The 16,754-nt window shown below is 58.8% G+C and carries 14 protein-coding genes; 9 read left to right on the plus strand and 5 right to left on the minus strand.

Features of this window, described 5'->3' with window-relative positions; translation table 11 throughout:
* Positions 1-80: 80 nt before the first annotated feature.
* The 4 genes from AB433_RS15795 to AB433_RS15810 are packed head-to-tail and all read right to left on the minus strand — an operon-like array spanning position 81 to position 6,131.
* Entirely contained in the window at positions 81-1,055 is a 975-nt protein-coding gene (locus tag AB433_RS15795; protein WP_047822355.1) for a PD-(D/E)XK motif protein, read from the minus strand.
* Between the two features lie 3 nt (positions 1,056-1,058).
* Complete coding sequence (locus AB433_RS15800) at positions 1,059-3,251, minus strand: Z1 domain-containing protein (protein ID WP_047822357.1); 2,193 nt, start codon at positions 3,249-3,251, stop codon at positions 1,059-1,061.
* Positions 3,244-4,821, minus strand: a complete 1,578-nt coding sequence (locus AB433_RS15805) for an ATP-binding protein (RefSeq protein ID WP_053059217.1) — start codon at positions 4,819-4,821, stop codon at positions 3,244-3,246. Before AB433_RS15805 ends, AB433_RS15800 begins: the two co-directional genes overlap by 8 nt.
* Positions 4,818-6,131: a DNA cytosine methyltransferase gene (locus AB433_RS15810; protein ID WP_047822361.1), complete on the minus strand. Its 1,314-nt coding sequence runs from the start codon at positions 6,129-6,131 to the stop codon at positions 4,818-4,820. Before AB433_RS15810 ends, AB433_RS15805 begins: the two co-directional genes overlap by 4 nt.
* 560 nt (positions 6,132-6,691) lie before the next feature.
* Here AB433_RS15810 and tnpA point away from each other — a divergent pair.
* Genes tnpA through AB433_RS15830 form a run of 4 tightly spaced genes read left to right on the plus strand, consistent with a single transcriptional unit; the run spans position 6,692 to position 9,644 of the window.
* The gene (gene tnpA, locus AB433_RS15815) at positions 6,692-7,093 is read left to right on the plus strand and encodes an IS66-like element accessory protein TnpA (RefSeq protein ID WP_047822363.1); all 402 of its coding nucleotides are present in this window, start codon (positions 6,692-6,694) and stop codon (positions 7,091-7,093) included.
* Complete coding sequence (tnpB, locus tag AB433_RS15820; protein ID WP_047822365.1) at positions 7,090-7,437, plus strand: IS66 family insertion sequence element accessory protein TnpB; 348 nt, start codon at positions 7,090-7,092, stop codon at positions 7,435-7,437. The genes tnpA and tnpB overlap by 4 nt, the downstream gene beginning before the upstream one ends.
* 54 nt (positions 7,438-7,491) lie before the next feature.
* Positions 7,492-9,045 carry an IS66 family transposase gene (tnpC, locus tag AB433_RS15825; RefSeq protein WP_375782389.1) on the plus strand — a complete coding sequence of 518 codons (1,554 nt, stop codon included), beginning with the start codon at positions 7,492-7,494 and terminating at the stop codon, positions 9,043-9,045.
* A complete protein-coding gene (locus tag AB433_RS15830) occupies positions 9,042-9,644 on the plus strand; it encodes a plasmid pRiA4b ORF-3 family protein (RefSeq protein WP_047822368.1) in 603 nt (200 codons plus the stop codon). Before tnpC ends, AB433_RS15830 begins: the two co-directional genes overlap by 4 nt.
* On the opposite strand, the gene AB433_RS15835 is transcribed toward AB433_RS15830, so the two are convergent.
* The gene (locus AB433_RS15835; protein WP_156170856.1) at positions 9,636-10,118 is read right to left on the minus strand and encodes a hypothetical protein; all 483 of its coding nucleotides are present in this window, start codon (positions 10,116-10,118) and stop codon (positions 9,636-9,638) included. The genes AB433_RS15830 and AB433_RS15835 overlap by 9 nt on opposite strands.
* 271 nt (positions 10,119-10,389) lie before the next feature.
* Between AB433_RS15835 and AB433_RS15840 the strand changes: the two genes are divergently transcribed.
* The 5 genes from AB433_RS15840 to AB433_RS15860 all read left to right on the plus strand — a co-directional run bounded on the left by AB433_RS15840 (position 10,390) and on the right by AB433_RS15860 (position 16,536).
* Complete coding sequence (locus AB433_RS15840; protein WP_047822373.1) at positions 10,390-10,905, plus strand: hypothetical protein; 516 nt, start codon at positions 10,390-10,392, stop codon at positions 10,903-10,905.
* A gap of 303 nt (positions 10,906-11,208) precedes the next feature.
* Positions 11,209-11,451: a helix-turn-helix domain-containing protein gene (locus tag AB433_RS15845; RefSeq protein WP_047822375.1), complete on the plus strand. Its 243-nt coding sequence runs from the start codon at positions 11,209-11,211 to the stop codon at positions 11,449-11,451.
* A gap of 88 nt (positions 11,452-11,539) precedes the next feature.
* Positions 11,540-13,300 carry a site-specific integrase gene (locus AB433_RS15850; RefSeq protein ID WP_047822378.1) on the plus strand — a complete coding sequence of 587 codons (1,761 nt, stop codon included), beginning with the start codon at positions 11,540-11,542 and terminating at the stop codon, positions 13,298-13,300.
* Positions 13,297-14,379 (plus strand): site-specific integrase, encoded by a 1,083-nt coding sequence (locus tag AB433_RS15855; RefSeq protein ID WP_156170857.1) that lies wholly within the window; start codon positions 13,297-13,299, stop codon positions 14,377-14,379. Before AB433_RS15850 ends, AB433_RS15855 begins: the two co-directional genes overlap by 4 nt.
* 366 nt (positions 14,380-14,745) lie before the next feature.
* On the plus strand, positions 14,746-16,536 hold the full coding sequence (locus AB433_RS15860; protein WP_053059218.1) for a recombinase family protein: 1,791 nt from the start codon (positions 14,746-14,748) through the stop codon (positions 16,534-16,536).
* Positions 16,537-16,754: the final 218 nt, after the last annotated feature.

Here is a 16,754-nt window from a genome sequence, read left to right on the forward strand (position 1 = left end):
TTGTCATCGTAACGTTTGACCGTGACAGATCGACCCTGAAACAGGCTGCAACGCGCTCTCAGCTTCGCCAAGCTGGTGTATCATTCATTGACAGCCCGCCGCGTCAATTGAGCGAGAGAATTACAGTTTTGACGGTCCACACACTGCAATTGGTCTAGGCACACGTCGAACTTGACGTTAGAAATTGGCGATGCTGTATCCACGATCGGAACCGGAATATTTCCTGCCGCGAAGTAAGCGACGCCGGTCTCGACTGAGAGGAGTTGTAGCCTCAAGCCACTTTTGTAGATGTCCTCTCCGCCTTTCAACAAGCAAAGGGCGAGAAAAGATCGTCTGAGTTCGGCATCCGTAATCACTTCCAGAATACGATCCATCAACTCTGAAACGGTTGTGCCGCCATGCGCCTGTATCGCCTGAACGGACGCCACATAAACTGGGAGTTCCCCATGAGGACGCAACTGATCGAGTGCGAACCTATGCACCCGCGACGGCTTAAGCGTCGTTTTGACTTCCAGAGCGAAGTCATCGCACACGAAATCATATTTCGCATTTCGATCCAGACACCAGCGCTCGGCTGCCGCCGCAGGCGCAGCAGCTCGTGAAATAATCAGCAACTCGCCCCATAGTCCAAGAAGGTCTTTTGCTGAGTGTTCGAGTTGGCTGAACAGGTTCGCCAGTTCGAGAATGCGCTCACTGATTTCACGGTTCGTAAGCGGGGTCAGTGCGTCGCCGCAGAAGGTTTCCTCCAGCAGCCGAAGAAAAACCCGAACGAGGTCGGGATCATTTTCCTCCAATCGGACAATGCTAAACGTCCCGTTCGCATGACCACCACCGTCAACGCCAATCTCACATTCACGCGCAAATTGCACGCCGATGAACCGCAATGCGATATCGTTTCGCGTATCGGACGGCAGGCAAGAAAATAACAATGACGGGAATGATCGCTCATCGACCGCGAGCCAGACACCTGACTTCCTCTGCAATTCTTCGCCATAGAGGCTGGCACAGCCTGACGGAAATTTTCGGATGAGTGCGGTGTAGGTCTCGAACAGCATCGACTACCGCTCGATCCAAACCCGCTCGATCAGCTTATCAGGGAAATGCACAGCGAACACCGGTACATCGCGCAGCGTCCGCTTCCCGTCACTTGTTTGCAAATTGTAGCGGTGAAGCTGGAACGTCACGTCGCGCTGTGAAATAAGCGCCCGCGCACCGGGATAATTTGTGCGAGCGTTCGAACCCTGAAAGAGATTTTTGATTTTTGCAGGCTGCTCATCATTTAGCGAACGAATAGCATCGGCGCCTGACCACGGCCCCGAGAACGCATAAAAACTACAGGTTGTCTCGGGTTCTTCAGCAACCAGCCGATCCAGCATGAGCATCAACGAGGAATGCTCCATATTGTCGTCAGGCCATTTGTATCGCAGCCGCCCGAAGTAAGGCAGGAAATCAGCCAAACGGATGGAATCGCTAAATGCAGGCACCGCCTGCTTTTCGTTCCAGCCCGGTTCGGCGTATTCGTAGAGATCAAGGTCGCGAAGGATCGCGTTCGCCGTTTCTCGATTTTCCGCTAAAATTTCACTGTCTTCGTGGGGGTGGGCTGGCGCAATCCAGCCGCCCTTACCCCTGGATTGATACATCTCCAACAGGACGACAGACGAGCGGGTTGGCTGGAGCTTCTGGTCGAGGAAATAGGTTCGTCGCCAATCCTTGAGCGTCTTGCCTTCTTCGAGGTGCCGCCTGATCGATGAGCGGATCGACTCCTCGTGTCTGACGTAATCGGTGAAGGCATCGATATTTTCGGTCGTGAGATAAATGCGGCACAACCCCAGATAACCGCGCTTGTATCCGAAAAATCGCGCACGTTGCTGGATATTATCTGCGTTACCCACACCCGTTGAGCGCGGCATGTAGCTCACTGTCAGGCCTTCCACGGTAAAGCCGCGATCAAGGCCAATGCCACCAATTAGAATCCAGCTATATTCACCTTTCCAATCAATGCTCGGGATGCGCGATTTTTCTCGAGTATTCAGCTCCTGAATTGCCGTGGATTCGATTGCCTCCAAGAGACATTCTGTGATCTCGTCGAACGTAAATTCGCAGGAATAGGTCTTCATTAGACCGAGTGTGCTTTCCTGAAATTCTTGCAGCAACTCCTCGCGGCGTGGATGCCCCGCATCATCGAGAATCGTGCGCCAGTCCTCTTTCGTCTGCTTGACCCACCGCATGAACATGAGGTGGTCACTTTTCGGAACAGCCGGATGGATCATCATGGAGCGGTTTTTGCCCTTCCGATCCTGCCCTTCGAGCAAACCAATCGCGACTCCGACAAAAAACTCCCGCATTGCCGAGAGTAAGCTTTTCGGAGGTTTTACCGGCGGATTGAGCGGATCAGGAACTTCGGAGGCGAGGATCGTCTCAATGTATTTTTCCTGTCCCGCAGGACTGAAGAAATCCTGCCCACCGACATATTGTTCGCCGGGGGTGAGCACCATGCCGAAATCCGGGGAAAGCGTGTCAATGCGGCTGATGAGCAACGGAGCCTGCGGCGTTGCCGTGTAAAGGACATAGCTGTGCTCGGGAAAGCGATCGCGCAGCGCGAGAATTCGCGCATATGTCGTGCTTTGTTCGTTCTTTTTCGCTTTCGTATTGATGCCCGCCTGATCGCCTTCGTCATCAACGATCAGTGTCGGAACGCCCTTGAGGTCCAGCTTGGACATGAGCTTTGCCAAATTATCGAGGTGCTGGTGCTGCTTCATGCACACGATCAACACGGTGCGGGCGCGTGGGTTGCCGCGCTGCCACTTGGTCAATTCGCTTTGAACGCGTTCCAATTCGCCGGTCTGAAATCCCTTTTGCTGGGTTGAAAAAAGCTTCCACTGGCGGTTGGTGTCGATCTCCAGATCGCTTCGAATGCGATCATACGACTGTTCGACCAGATTATTCGTGGTGCCCGCCAGTAAAATCACCAGACGGAACTTATTGTCCCGTGCGAGCGCGGTCAGCCCTGTGAACGAGAGAGTCTTGCCGCTCTGCACGTAACCAATGACAAGGCCGGTATTGGTATTTTCCTGCTCCGCCGGGTCGATGCAGTCGGAAAGAATTTTGGTCGTTTCCCGCCGAAGCAATTCCTTCTCGTCCTGCGAGAGTGCATCGTTCGCGTTGAGCAGGCTGGTGAAGGCTTCCCCTTGCACGGGATTCCAGCCCTCTGATTGATTTGGAGGCGCGATCTTGATTGTACCGCTAGTCATCGATCACCCGCTTCGAAAAATGCGTCTTGAGGATTTCATTGGTGAATCGGCGCACGGCTGAGGGGTGATGATCGCCCAACTCAGAAGCTGCCACTTCCGCCAGAGCCATCGCCGCTGCCACTTTCAAGATAGCTGAAAAACCCTCGGAATCGAGAGTTTGAAACTGCGCCATGAAGGGGTGTAACATCGCGACCCGGACAAGAATTTCGCGTGGTTCGGGATCAGTGATCGACGGACGATTTCGGATCGTCAGCCAGTCGGCAGGGTCGCCCACGTAGGAGAGTTCGATCTTTACGATCCAAGGTTCGCTGCGAAACTGAAGACGCAGTTCTGCCTCTTCACGATCCGCCTCGCTGATATCCTGTGGTTCCGCGTCATTGGCAACCACCGCCGTAGGCGCGGTGTCCGCAATGACACCCAATTCTAATCCAATGTCATTTGCAGGGGGTGTCGCTTGACGGAAACCGTCCGCGGTATTCTGCAATGCTTGAGCTGCATCCTTCCGCGCAGCTTTTGCCCCCGACCGAGTGCGATACTCACGGGCTTGCTGGATCAGCGGAAGCTCCTCGTCCGAAAGAACCTTGCGAAGCTTCCGAAGGAATTCATCTTCGCTTTCTTCCCATTTCACGCCGTCCTTCGTGTGACTGACATGAAACCCCCTCAGGTGAATTTCCCCAAATATACGCTGGTAAGGGTATGTATTGGAACGCCCGAAGATGTCTTCGGGGCGATATGTTTCATCGGCGCTGCCCATGATAAGTCGTTTGCGTCGAAAAAGTGCGAGGCCTGCTAGCCGTGTGCTGGCGACCTCACGAATAGCGACGAAACCTGTGGCTGACTTTCCGTCGCCCAAGTCAATATCGATTTCTTTTTTCCACTCGACGAGAGGACCATCGGGATCGCGATAATTCGCCGCAATGAGAATGGCTGGCTCTTCGTATGTGAGTTGGATGCCATCCACACAAAGTTCCAATGACCCGTCTCGAATATAGCCCCGATAGATGCTGGCTAGATGCTCCTTGATCTTCGCAATCGTCTTTCCGTGAGGAAATTTGCGGATGTTCTCCAGCCGAATCTCGGTATAGTGCCGGTCTTCTGCAACATCGATGGAAACCACATTGAGTTCCTCAATGCTGTCCATCACGATTTTATCGATATTGAAAAAGACCGTACGTTCCGTACGCTCCCCAAGAGCACTTGAGCGCACACTCCAATTAGGCGCAAACCAGCAGGCGGCACTTTTCATCCCCATGCCAAATTCGGAAAGGCCGGAGGCATCGGGGGGAATTTCCGCAGGCCGAAAAGCCCGCTGGTAGTCGGACGATGCGATTCCGGCAGCGTTATCCCGAACGGTAATTTTGCTTTCGGCTGGATCGAAGTCGATATCGACTTTCAGGCGATAATCATTGCCCGCGACAGCGCGCAGTTCTTTCTTGTGGTCGATACTGCTCTGAATGGCATTGTCCACGAACTCGGCTAGCGCGAACCATGCCTTGTAGTTCAGGTGCGGGAGCACCGAGAGAACGTTAACGCCAGGGCGAATATTGACTGAACTGACCTGCGCCATCATTCCGCCGCATCTAGAAGTGGCTCGGTTTCCATCTCTTCATCGCGACCAACCAGCGCGTCGAAAATCGCAGTAACGACATCGACATTCACGGCGTTTCCGAACGCCTTATATGCGCCGCCCTTGGTGTCAGGCAGATTGGGAAGGTTCCCCATGCTTTGCAGTCTGCTGCACTCCCTCGGGGTCATATAGCGCTTTTCCCAAGCGATGATCGGCACTTGGCTGGTCGTCATCGCGATCAGTGAGGGAGCAGTGTCGCGCTTTTTGACGCGGATGCCACTGGCGCGAAACTGGACGATATGTTTCCAGATATCCCGCTCGCTGCCCTTGCAGTTCCACTCAAGTTTTTGGAAACTTGGTGCAAAGCCTTTGATCTTGCCGATCCACGGGTCAATCAAATCCTGATGCTCTTTGTAGAATTTTCGATTCTTCTGGATGAAATCGATCTTCCAGTCGGGAAACTCGCCGAGTGACGTTTGCGCGTAAGGAGGCAATGCTGCCTTCACTTGCTCCGGCGTCAGCCCTTTCAACTCCTGCCCGAACGCGCCCTTATAGCGGTTCAGACCGGCGTAGCCGCGTTTATGCGGTGTATCGCCATAGAGCGGATATGTTGCGCCAAACTCCATCGCCCAGATCGGGAATGACGGTAGCTCCACATCAACAGGGAAGGCATCAATGAATTCCTGCCATGTCCGCAGATAAAGCAGGTGATTTTCACTAAGCGCCAAGGCGTCATTTGGCTGACTGTCCAGAACGGTCGTGATGCAAACGTCGGGAAGTTGGTCTGGTTTGGGCCATTTGAATCCCCCCAAGCCATCAAGGTCCCCAACGATGAAGGCGCGCTCCCGCTTCTGGGGAATGCCGAACATGTGAGGCGATAGGCGCTCAAATGAAATATCGTAGCCAAGTTCTTTCAAGCGGTCGCAAATTAGCGACCACGTCGTACCACCCTTGTGGCGGATCAGGTTCGGCACATTCTCGATGATAAAGAACCGAGGGCGCTTTAGCCGCAGAATTTCAACAACGTAATCAAACAGGTTTCCCCACTGCGGGCATTCCAACCCTTTCTGGTCGCCCGCCTTGGAAAACGGCTGACAGGGGAATCCGGCACATAGAACGTCATGATCGGCGATGGAGTTCAGATCGACCTTCTTGATGTCGCCCTCGGGCCGAACGCCGAAATTCTTCTCGTAAAGGTCTGCGAGATTTACGTTCAGTTCGGACGCAAAAACACATTCAGCCCCCCGTGATGCGAGTGCCTGATGAAATCCGCCAAGACCGGCGAAAAGATCAATAAAGCGAAATTCTGGCATAGTACCGCAATAAGAAAGTCACAAAGATTAATTTTCTGAAAGGTTCATCGCAGATTACGTTCCAGAAACCTTGAGTTCCCCGGTAAAGTCTTCCTCATTTCGCCCCCCGCTTCGAAATGCCCTTCGGCAAATCGCCTCAATATGCGTTATATCGTCTTCAATTGAGATTCCAAGCGCTCCGATGGAATGTTCCGAGCGATGCCTGCCGCCTTTATCGGGAGATAGCATGGACAGCTTTCTCAACGGTTGTCGCAAGATCGATCATGGGCACTGCAGCCGCGATCAATTTGATCCGGCTGAGTGAAATCTGCTTCACATCGGGCAACGCGGAGGTTGGCACGACATAGAACTCCCACTGCGCCGGGTCGCGATGATCGGCATGATCGCCATAGACGCCGTGGTGAGCGAAGACATAAAGGTGCGCGGGACGCCCCTCCGTAACCGTGGTGTGAAGGCCGCCTTGTCGAGGTAGGCGTCGGCAGCCACTGATGGCTGCGATGATGGACGATAGCGAGCAGCAGGGAGCGAGTGGTCATACGAGTGGTCATACGAGCGGTCGTATGAGTGCTCGCATAGAGGTCGTCGGGCGCGTTTCCGGGCGCCGGCGCTGGACGGTGGACCAGAAGCTGGCGATGCTGCGCGATGCGTTTGGGCCTGATGGTTCGGTGCGCTCGGCCTGCGAACGGCACGAGGTGAGCAGCGGACAGCTGTACACGTGGCGGCGATTGGCGATGTCGGGCGAGTTGACCGGCACAAGACCCTCGGTTCCAGCGCTATCCGGGGCGAGCTTTGCCGAGGTCGCCTTGGCCGAGCCGGCAGCTACGGCCGCAGTGTCATCGCCACCGGGATCTGCGCCGAACGGTCGGATCGGCATCGAGCTTCCTTCCGGAGTAAAGCTGACCGTCGATCAGACGGTCGATGCCGATGCGCTGGCGCGGGTGCTTGGCGTGCTCGCCCGATGATCCCGCTTCCGCCTTCGACCCGCATTTACCTCGCTTGCGGTGCGACCGACATGCGCAAGGGCTTCGACGGTCTCGCTGTTCTGGCGCAGCAGGTGCTGAAGCAAAGCCCGCATTCCGGCGCCTTGTTCGCCTTTCGCGGCAAGCGCGGCGATCTGGTCAAGCTGCTATGGTACGATGGCCAGGGACTGTGCCTGTTTTCCAAGCGCATGGATCGCGGCCGCTTTGTCTGGCCGATGACGAAGACCGGTAGCGTAAGCCTTACCGCGGCGCAGCTTTCAATGCTGCTGGAAGGTATCGACTGGCGCCGTCCGGAGCGCACCGCGGCCCCGCTTCTGGCGGGATAAAAACGGCAGTTTCGTGCGGTTTGTCTGGCATTGAGCGTCCCGATCCGCTAGAGGATGGAGGTGCCAGAGCAAGCTTCTTCTCACATGGACAAGGACGCCCGGATCGCCGAGCTGGAAGTAGCTCTTGCGGCTCGCGACACGCTGATCGAGACACTCCGCTTCCAGCTTTCCCAGCTCAGGCGGATGAGCTTCGGCCAGTCCTCCGAGAAGCTTTCCAGCCAGATAGAACAGCTCGAGCTGACGCTGGAAGAACTGGAGGGCGAAGCCGAGCTCGTCGATGCCCACAAGGATGTGCCAGCCACGAGCAGGCGCAATGCGCCGGTCCGCAGCCTCCCGCCCCATCTGCCCCGCACCGAGCGTCGGATCGAACCCGAAGCCGGCTGCTGCGCCTGCCCGGATTGCGGCGGCGCGCTTCGTGCGCTTGGACAGGACAGCGACGAGATGCTCGATGTGGCACCGGTGCAGTGGCGCGTCATCCGCACCGTTCGGCCCAAGTATTCCTGCCGGTCCTGCGAGAAGATCGTCCAGGCAAGGGCCCCTGTGAAGGCGATTGCGCGCGGCAAGGCCAGCTTTGCCACGCTTGCCCATGTGGTCGTGAACAAGTTCGATCACCACCTGCCGCTCTACCGTCAGGCCGAGATGATGGCGGCGCAGGGGATCGATATCGACCGCTCGACCCTCGCCGGTTGGACAGGCCAGGCCGCTGCGCTGCTCGATCCGATCGTCGCCCGTATCCGCGAAGAAGGCCTCAAGGCCGGCAAGCTGCACACCGATGATACGCCGGTGCCGATGCTCGTGCCCGGCAAGGGCAAGACTGCGCAAGCCAGGCTGTGGACCTATGTCGTCGATGATCGCGCCTCGGGCGCCGCCGGTCCGGCGCTGGTCTGGTATCGGTTCACCCCCGATCGAAGCGGCGTCCATCCCCAAGGCGAGCTCAAGACCTTCACCGGTCTGCTTCAGGCCGACGGCTATGCCGGTTACGACAAGCTCTATCAGGGGAACCGTATCAGCGAGGTTGCCTGCTGGGCACATTTCCGCCGCAAGATCTTCGAGAACCATCAGACCAGCCCGACCCCGCTGACCACCGACCTGCTCGAGCGGATCGCCGATCTCTACCGGATCGAAGAGGAGATACGAGGCGAGCCGCCCGATATCCGACGGCAACATCGGCAGGAGCAAAGCCGCCCGCAGGTCGACGAGCTGCGCATCGTGATCGACGACGCGCTGCGCCTACTGTCGCCTAAATCGGCCATGGCCAAGGCGCTTGCCTATGGTCGCAAGCGCTGGGCAGCGCTCACCCGCTATCTCGACGAGGGCACAGCCGAGATAGACAATAACATCGCCGAGCGCGCGATGCGCTCGGTTGCCATCGGGCGGAAGAACTGGCTGTTCGCTGGCTCCAGGGTTGGCGGCGAGCGTGCCGCCGCCATCTATTCCGTCATCGAGACGGCCAAGCTCAATGGCATCGAGCCGCAGGCCTACATCGCCGACATCATCGAGAAGGTCGCCAGCGGATGGCCATCGAGCCGCTGGGACGAACTCATGCCCTGGAACTGGACAGCCGAGCCTGTGCCCGTCAGCCCCATTTCTGTTAACAGGGCGGCATGACCGAGACCATCGCCCGACTGCGGATCAGCCTCGATGACATCGAACCCGAGATCTGGCGCATCGTCGACATGCCGCTCACCGGTAGCCTCAAGATGCTGCACGATGTGATCCAGGCTGCGATGGGCTGGCAGGACTATCACCTCTGGCAGTTCGAAGCCGGCGATCGGCTCTACGGCGTTCCCGACCCCGATTGGCCCGACCGTGATCTCGCCGCCGCCAGGAACGTCAGGCTCGGTGCGCTGATCGAGCGCGGGATCCGCGACCTGACCTACACCTATGACATGGGGGACGACTGGCGCCACACCCTCACCGTCGAGAGCGTCGGCCTCGGCGATCCCGACATCCATTACCCGCGTTTCGTAATCGGCGAACGCCGCTGCCCGCCCGAAGATGTTGGCGGTTTCCCGGGCTTCGAGATGTTCCTCGACGCCATGGCGGACCCGTCGCACGAAGAGCATACGCATCTGAGGAGGTGGCATGGCGGCCCGTTCAACGCAGACGATATCGACGAGCAGGCAATCGTGCGAAGGATGGCCGCCATCGCCAGGCGACGGCAGATCGGAAAAGCCGCCTACGCCAGAAACCGAAAGTCAGCCTGACAAGGCGGCCTTCACGCACCGCTTACGCCCCTCCTTCGCAATCCACTCCGTGCCGCCCTCCCAATATCCTGTGCGAGCCGCGACATCGAAGATCGCCTTGCTCGGCTTGCCGGTGGACCAGGATTGCATTGCCGCCGATTGCTTGACCTCCAGCCGGAGGCCGTCCGCCCGCTCGAAGTCCCATCCAGCGTAATCGGCGCTGCACCAGGTCCATTCCGGCTCCAGGGCAAGCGCGATGATTGCTTCGGCCACATGGCCTCGCAGCACGTTCGTGACCAGCGGCTTGCCGAATGCGACCTGTGATACCTTGGTGATCACATCCGCGATACCGAAGGCCGGTGCTGTAGAAATTGATGCGTGTTCGATGTGCCCCTCCGTCGCCCCTTTGATCCTGGGGCGACGGCCAAAGCCGGATGTTGGAAACCCGCTGAAGCAACGAGCGCATGCGCCTTTACCGGCGAACCGGCTGGACATGCGCGCATGCCACCCGGCCTCCGAAAATCGGCGACCGAGGTGCTTCAAGAGGGGTTTCCACGCCCCACTCCCGCGTGTCTCGGGAGCAGCGCACTGATAGCCAAAGTGATCTGTCAAAGAAAGATACCGCGCATGCGGGGGCGAGCAGCGCAAATGGCTATGGCTGAGCAAAAATTGGATGATTTGCGCAGACATTTCGCCAAAAAATCCTTGTCCGCCAGCGCTTTATCCATAGAGAATAAGTTCCAACAACTTCAAAGGCTTATTCAAAATGAAAGGACCCAAGAACAAGATGCCGCATGTGCCGCAGGCATTTGTCGACATGATCGGAGACCACTTCCTCGAAGCGGCCCGCTACCTGCGCGAGATACAAGATGAGCACCCTGACGACTTCGTATCGGTTGCGAAGAATCTCGGCATCGGGCCGCGCAAGGCCTATCACCTTGCCCAGATCGACCGCAGTTTCCATGCGCTGGGTATCGCGCCCGATCGTCTGCGCCGTATCGGCTGGACCAAGCTATCGCACCTTGCGCCCCACATTGATGCGGACAACGCGAAAGAACTCCTGACGCTCGCCGAAGCCGTCACAGCCCACGAACTGAAGATGCACCTGCGTGGCCACACGGTCGACCCCGACACCAGAGCTGTCGTGATGTATCTCAACAAAGAGCAATATGCCGTATTCGAGCAGGCGCTGGTCTCGGCAGGGGCGGTCCCGCATTCGCGTGGCCTGCTGAACAAGGAAGCTGCCCTGACGAAGCTGCTGGCAAGTGTCACGCTGGACTGACCACCACCCTCTGAACAGTGGAGCATGGGACCCGGCTATGAACCGTCCCATGCCCATCGACCCAATTGCGCAGCGCGAGCCGCGCCCCTGCTTTTGCGATCAGTGGGTTAAGTTTTGTTCCACCCCTGAAATCACTTGTGGTCTTTTGCGCAATGATGCGCAGTATCCGGGATCACCCACGCCGCCCACGAGGCGCTGAGGTGATTGTCCGGCGATAACCCGCCGCCACTTGGCGGCATCAACATCGCACAGCGCAGCAGTCTCCTCCCGGTGGCGTGGTCCACAGTTGGAAGGAGGAACGACGTGATCAAGGTGCCGCGCAAGAAGACTTCTACTACGCCCCCGCAGAATCCCGCTCCGGTCATCGCCATGCCCGTTGAGCTGCTGACGGTGCGTCAGGCCGCGACCTTCGCCCAGGCATCCCAGCCCACGATCCGCCGCTGGATACGCGCTGAGGGTCTGCCTGCCTATCGCTCCAAGGAAAAGGGGCGCGTCAGGATCGACAAAGCCGACCTCGTCAAATTCCTGAGAGGCGACGTGATCTGACCCTTGTGAATACCCCAAATAACTACACTCAGGGAATAGTATATATGGGGTTTCACAATTTTTCACGTTTGAACGAGGATGAATAACAATGCACACGAACAACCATAACAACAGCAATTCGGAGCAGAAAAAATCGCTTCTCACACTTGAGCATTTGCGCGAATATTTGCTCGAATGCGATTTGCCCACTTCGGAAATTGCCTTGCTCCGCTCTGCCATCAAACGCGTCGACGAGATTATCGGCCACGGCTTGCTGGACGTAACGGCCAACCAGCGCGTCATCTTCGAGCGGCTGGGGCATGTATCTCCGGCAATGGCGGGCATGTCCGAGCAGTCCTTCGCCAACCTCAAGTCCCGTCTGCGCAAAGCGTTCCGTCTCGCCAGGGGCAGGCTGTTCAATCCGCGCTCGCGCTATCCGCTCACCGGCGATTGGGGCGCGTTGCAGGCAACGCTCGACACGAAAATGCAGCGCGCCACTTCCCGCCTGTTCCACTTCGCGTCAGGCCAGGGGGTGTTACCGCGCCATATGTCGGATGCCGTGATCGAACGGTTCGAGGCCCATCTGCGCGATGAGGCCATGACCGGAAACTGGCTGGGCACGCTGCGTGGCAGTATCAGAGCATGGAACAAGGTCGCCGCCTCACGTGACGATCTTCCCCAACTCACGCCGCCTGAGCCCAAGCGAACCAGCTACTGGATCGATCAGGCCGAATGGCCGTCCACGCTGGTGGAGGAACTCGACGCCTTCCTCGCTTCGCTCGCTTCGACGGCCTGCTTTGAAAGCAAGAGTGCCAAGCCTCTGAAACCCGGTACGATCCAGCAATATCGTTTCAATGTAACGGTCATCGTCTCGGCTCTGGTTCACACCGGCACGTCCCTGTCGGAGCTGACGTCCCTTTCAGATGTGGTCAGGCCAGAACACGTCGATCGGAGCTTACGCTTCCTGCATGAACGCGCAGGCGGAACGATCACGCCTCAAATGTTCCAGCTGGCATTGCGCGCTCGCACCATTGGTCGCTGGTGCGGCCTGCCCAATAACGAACTCGCCCGGCTGGACCAGATTTTTAAAAGCGTCCGGGATCAGCGCGAACACAGGCGAGGCATGACCGCCAAGAACCGCGCCTTGCTCGACAAGCTCGACGATCAGCGGTTCGCCGATCAGTTGCAGCTTCTACCGTTCATCCTGCTTGAGCGCGCCATGAAAAATCCGGACCGGCGCGGATCAGCCGCGCTCGCCCGAACCGCTATGGCGATCGAACTGCTGCTGGTGTGCAGCGTCCGCCGCGCCAATCTCGTCAGCCTCGAACTCGGCAAATCTATTCGGAAGATCGGCCACGGCAAGGATGCGTTCTGGATCATCGAGCATGACGGCGCAGAGGTGAAGAACAATGAAGACCTGCGCTTCAGGCTTCCCGATCAAACCGTGGCGCTGCTGGAAACCTATCTGCGCGACTGGCGGCCGAAACTCTGTCCCGATCCCTCGCCCTGGCTGTTCCCGGCGGCGGATGGGAACTGCATCGACCCTAAGACCATGGCCTATGCCATCGGTGCCCAATCAAAGCGCGTTCTGGGGGTGGCCATCACACCGCATCAGTTCCGTCACATATCGGCGGAACTCTACCTGAAGGACAACCCCGAAGGCATTTTCACCGTCAGCCAGCATCTCGGGCACCGCGACATCAATACGACCCGTCACTATTATGCCCGGCCCAAGCAGCGGCAGGCCTCCCGCCACTTCCAGGAGCATATTCTGCGCAGCCGCGACACCGCACGGATCAGGGTCAGGCGTAGCGTAAAGCCTCGTAAAGCCGTGGATTGCAGCTTCAACGAGGTGGAGGACGTGTTGTGAGCACTCCTCTTTGCCTCAAGCCTCCCCAATGGCCCGCCGTTGACCAGTTGCGTTACCGTGAGGCCCGCGAGGCCAGAAGTTTTCTGGACGCTCCCAACCCCGCCAGCAAGTGGAGCGCGGCCCGCTGCCGCAATGTCGAGCAGGGGTACGGCCAGTGGCTGTCATTCCTCACCCGCAACGGCTGGCTCGATGCCGGAGCACCGCCCGAAACGAGAGTGACACCTGATCGCGTTCGCCTGTTCCTCATCCAGCTTCAGGACCGGGTCGCGTCCTGCAGCGTGGAAATGATCTTCGAGGGCTTCGCCCGGATGATCATGGCGATAGCTCCCAGCCAGGACTGGAACTGGCTGCGGACCGTCATCCGCAACCTCAAGGCCATTGCCAGGCCGGAAAAGGACAAGCGTGCCCACATGGTCGACGCCCGGCAGCTTTTGTCGCTGGGGGTCGATCTGATGGATCGGGCGCTCGAGATGGGTGATCGCTATCACGCTGCGACTTGCATGCGCGATGGCTTACTGATTGCTGTTCTTGCCTGCTGCCCTGTCAGGATCGCCAACCTGACGGCGATCGAGATCGGGCGGCATCTGCTATTCGACGGCGACCGCTACCTCCTCTTCTTCACCGAGGAGGAAACCAAGACCTCTCATCCCTATCAGGCCGAACTACCCCAGTCCCTCACCCCCTATATCGACGTCTGGTTGCGTGATCACCGCCGCAGACTGCTGATGCAGGGCGACGGGTCGAAAACCGACCGGCTGTGGATTGATCGCTGGGGGCAACCAATGGGAGATCGTTCGATCCGGGATCAAATCGAAAAGCGCACGAAGGACGCCTTCGGTCGTCATGTCTGGCCGCATCTAGCCCGCAGCATCGCGGCGAGCAGTTTCGTCGATCACGACCCTGACATGGTGGCGCTTGTGCCGGACCTCCTCGGCCACACCGATCACCAGACTGCACATAAATACTACATTCTCGCCGATGGAGCCCGCGCTCACGAAGCGGTGCAGTTGGCCTTCGAGGCGCGAAGAGCCGCCGCAGTGGCGCGGCTTACGGCGCGGAAGGAGCGCGAAGATGCCTGATAGCCTTGTGCAATTAATTGCTTTCGACCCGCGAAATCGAGCGAGTGGTACCATCCTTGATCCACCCATTAAATCAGGCCTTGGTTGCCTCGGGGCAGTTCCCGTAGACAATGGGAGATGGACGCCCAGCCTGCCTCCTGCCCCGTATCGAAGGGCCGCCCTGCGTCAAAGCGCAGTGGCCGGATCATTATCCGGCGCAGGCGGGCTGCGCCTTCCTCTCCGGTCAGGTTGCCAGTCGATGGACGGCAGGCATTGGTCAGTGACCTTCCAGCAATCATGCCCGTGCTGCGCGACGAAGTGGCGATCCTGCGGGCCTATCTTGGCAGGGAGATCGACGCGATCCTGTTCGGCGAGGAGTGATCGACCATGACGCGGGCGGCAATCTACGTCCGCGTATCAACCGCACGGCAGGCCGAGCGCGATCTGTCGATCCCCGATCAGATCGTCCAATGCCGCACATGGTGCGCTCGGCAGGGCATCGAGGTGGTGCAGGTCTTCTCCGAGCCGGGGGCTTCCGCCCTCGACGAAGATCGGCCCGTGTTCCAGGAGATGATCCACACGGCGAAACGGACGGACAAGCCCTTTGATCTCGTTGTCGTGCATTCCCTGAGTCGGTTCAGCCGCGACTCGCTGCACTCCGAGCTTTATATCCGCGAGTTACGAAAAGCCGGGGTCGAACTGGTCTCCATCACGCAGGAGGTCGGACAAGACCCAACCGGTGAGATGTTCCGCAAGCTGCTGCACATCTTCGACGAGCATCAGAGCCGGGAAACCGCCAAACACGTCCACCGCGCCATGTTGGAGAACGCTCGTCAGGGCTTCTGGAATGGTTCGCGACCGCCGTATGGCTACGGCGTCGAGATCGCCGAGCGCCGAGGCAACAAGGACAAGAAAGTGCTGGTGGTCGACGAGGCCGAGGCGCGGGTCGTTCGGATGATCTTTGACATGGCCTCCGGCACCGAAGGCCGCCCGATGGGCGTGAAAGCCATCGCCACATGGCTCAACGAGCGCGGCCTCCTCCGGCGAGGACGCAGGTTCACGACCGGTGGCGTTCACGACATCCTGACCTCCACAACCTATCACGGGCTGCACCATTTCAACCGCACCGACAGCCGCAACGGTCGCCCACGCCCGCCGTCCGAATGGGTGCCGTTCGTGGTGCCCGCGATCATCGACGAAAAGACCTTCAACGCCGTGCAGGCTCTCCTGCAGAGCCGTGCGCCCAAACGAGTGGCCCCGCGCATCGTCAACTCCCCCACACTGCTGGCCAGAGTAGCCCGATGCGGCCATTGCGGGGCAGCTCTGATCCAGAACACCGGCAAGGGCGGGCAGTATCGCTATTACTGTTGCTCGACCCGTCTCAAGGAAGGCCCGTTCGGCTGCAAGGGACTGCGCATGCCGATGGACAAGCTCGATGACATTGTGATCGGCGAAGTATCGAAGCAGATATTGCAGCCGGATCACCTCGTCGCCCTGCTCGACGAATATCTGCGCACAGCGATCGAGCGCGAGGACCGCAACCGGGATCGCCTGCGTCAGATGCGCCAGGACCATAAGGAAGCCGAGGCTGGTATCGCCCGGCTGCTGGAACTGGTCGAGAAGGGCCTCATGGACGCCGAGGATGCCTCGATGCGTGAGCGGCTGGTCAATCTGCGGTTCCGGCGCGACGAGCTTGCCGAACAGATTTCTGATCTGACCCGTCGCCTAGCGATGGCCGAGCCCATAATCACACCCGAGAAGATCGAGAAGGTTGCGCTGCTACTGCGTGAGAAGCTGCACAGCGGCCCGCCCGATCTGCGTCAAGCTTATGCCCGGCTGCTGCTCAACGAGGTCCGTGTCGACGATCGGGAAATCCGCATCAGCGGCTCCAAGGCCGTGCTGGCCCGGAGCGCCGCAGGGGGCGTGGCCAAAACCACGCCCGCAGTTCTCTCTTTTGTTCGAGAATGGCGCACTCGACAGGATTCGAACCTGTGGCCTCCGCCTTCGGGCAGCAGGGGAACAACAAGGAGGAAGGCAAGGCGAAGTCATGTTCCGCAATCGACGTCCTCGCACCGATGTCGTCTGACAGGGGGCAACTTCGCGCGGCATTGCAAGGGGTCCGTGCAGTTGACTGGACACCGCTTGCCGCCGGACTCGATCGTGCCGAGGCTCTGCTGACGGCCTCCTCAACGCCGAGGGAGCAGATCATCTATGTTGTGTCAGATGGCGAAGAGACCTGCGGCGGCGATCCCGTGACCTCCGCCCGACGCATCGACAGCGGTCGCGCGCCGTCGATGCCGCAGGATGGATGGAGATCTGCCCACACCCGTTCCTATACGCGTCAGTTCGCCAAGGCCAGGGCCGGACAACCGTGACCCGTTCATTCAGGCACCTCG

This window comes from Croceicoccus naphthovorans (assembly GCF_001028705.1).
GTDB lineage: Bacteria > Pseudomonadota > Alphaproteobacteria > Sphingomonadales > Sphingomonadaceae > Croceicoccus > Croceicoccus naphthovorans.

Coding starts and splice junctions, on each gene's coding strand:
- AB433_RS15840 (WP_047822373.1), top strand. CDS start 10,390: ATGAAAGGACCCAAGAACAAGATGCCGCATGTGCCGCAGGCATTTGTC.
- AB433_RS15830 (WP_047822368.1), top strand. CDS start 9,042: ATGACCGAGACCATCGCCCGACTGCGGATCAGCCTCGATGACATCGAA.
- tnpA (WP_047822363.1), top strand. CDS start 6,692: ATGAGTGCTCGCATAGAGGTCGTCGGGCGCGTTTCCGGGCGCCGGCGC.
- tnpB (WP_047822365.1), top strand. CDS start 7,090: ATGATCCCGCTTCCGCCTTCGACCCGCATTTACCTCGCTTGCGGTGCG.
- AB433_RS15835 (WP_156170856.1), bottom strand. CDS start 10,118: ATGTCCAGCCGGTTCGCCGGTAAAGGCGCATGCGCTCGTTGCTTCAGC.
- AB433_RS15860 (WP_053059218.1), top strand. CDS start 14,746: ATGACGCGGGCGGCAATCTACGTCCGCGTATCAACCGCACGGCAGGCC.
- AB433_RS15805 (WP_053059217.1), bottom strand. CDS start 4,821: ATGATGGCGCAGGTCAGTTCAGTCAATATTCGCCCTGGCGTTAACGTT.
- AB433_RS15800 (WP_047822357.1), bottom strand. CDS start 3,251: ATGACTAGCGGTACAATCAAGATCGCGCCTCCAAATCAATCAGAGGGC.
- AB433_RS15795 (WP_047822355.1), bottom strand. CDS start 1,055: ATGCTGTTCGAGACCTACACCGCACTCATCCGAAAATTTCCGTCAGGC.
- AB433_RS15810 (WP_047822361.1), bottom strand. CDS start 6,131: ATGCCAGAATTTCGCTTTATTGATCTTTTCGCCGGTCTTGGCGGATTT.
- AB433_RS15850 (WP_047822378.1), top strand. CDS start 11,540: ATGCACACGAACAACCATAACAACAGCAATTCGGAGCAGAAAAAATCG.
- tnpC (WP_375782389.1), top strand. CDS start 7,492: ATGGAGGTGCCAGAGCAAGCTTCTTCTCACATGGACAAGGACGCCCGG.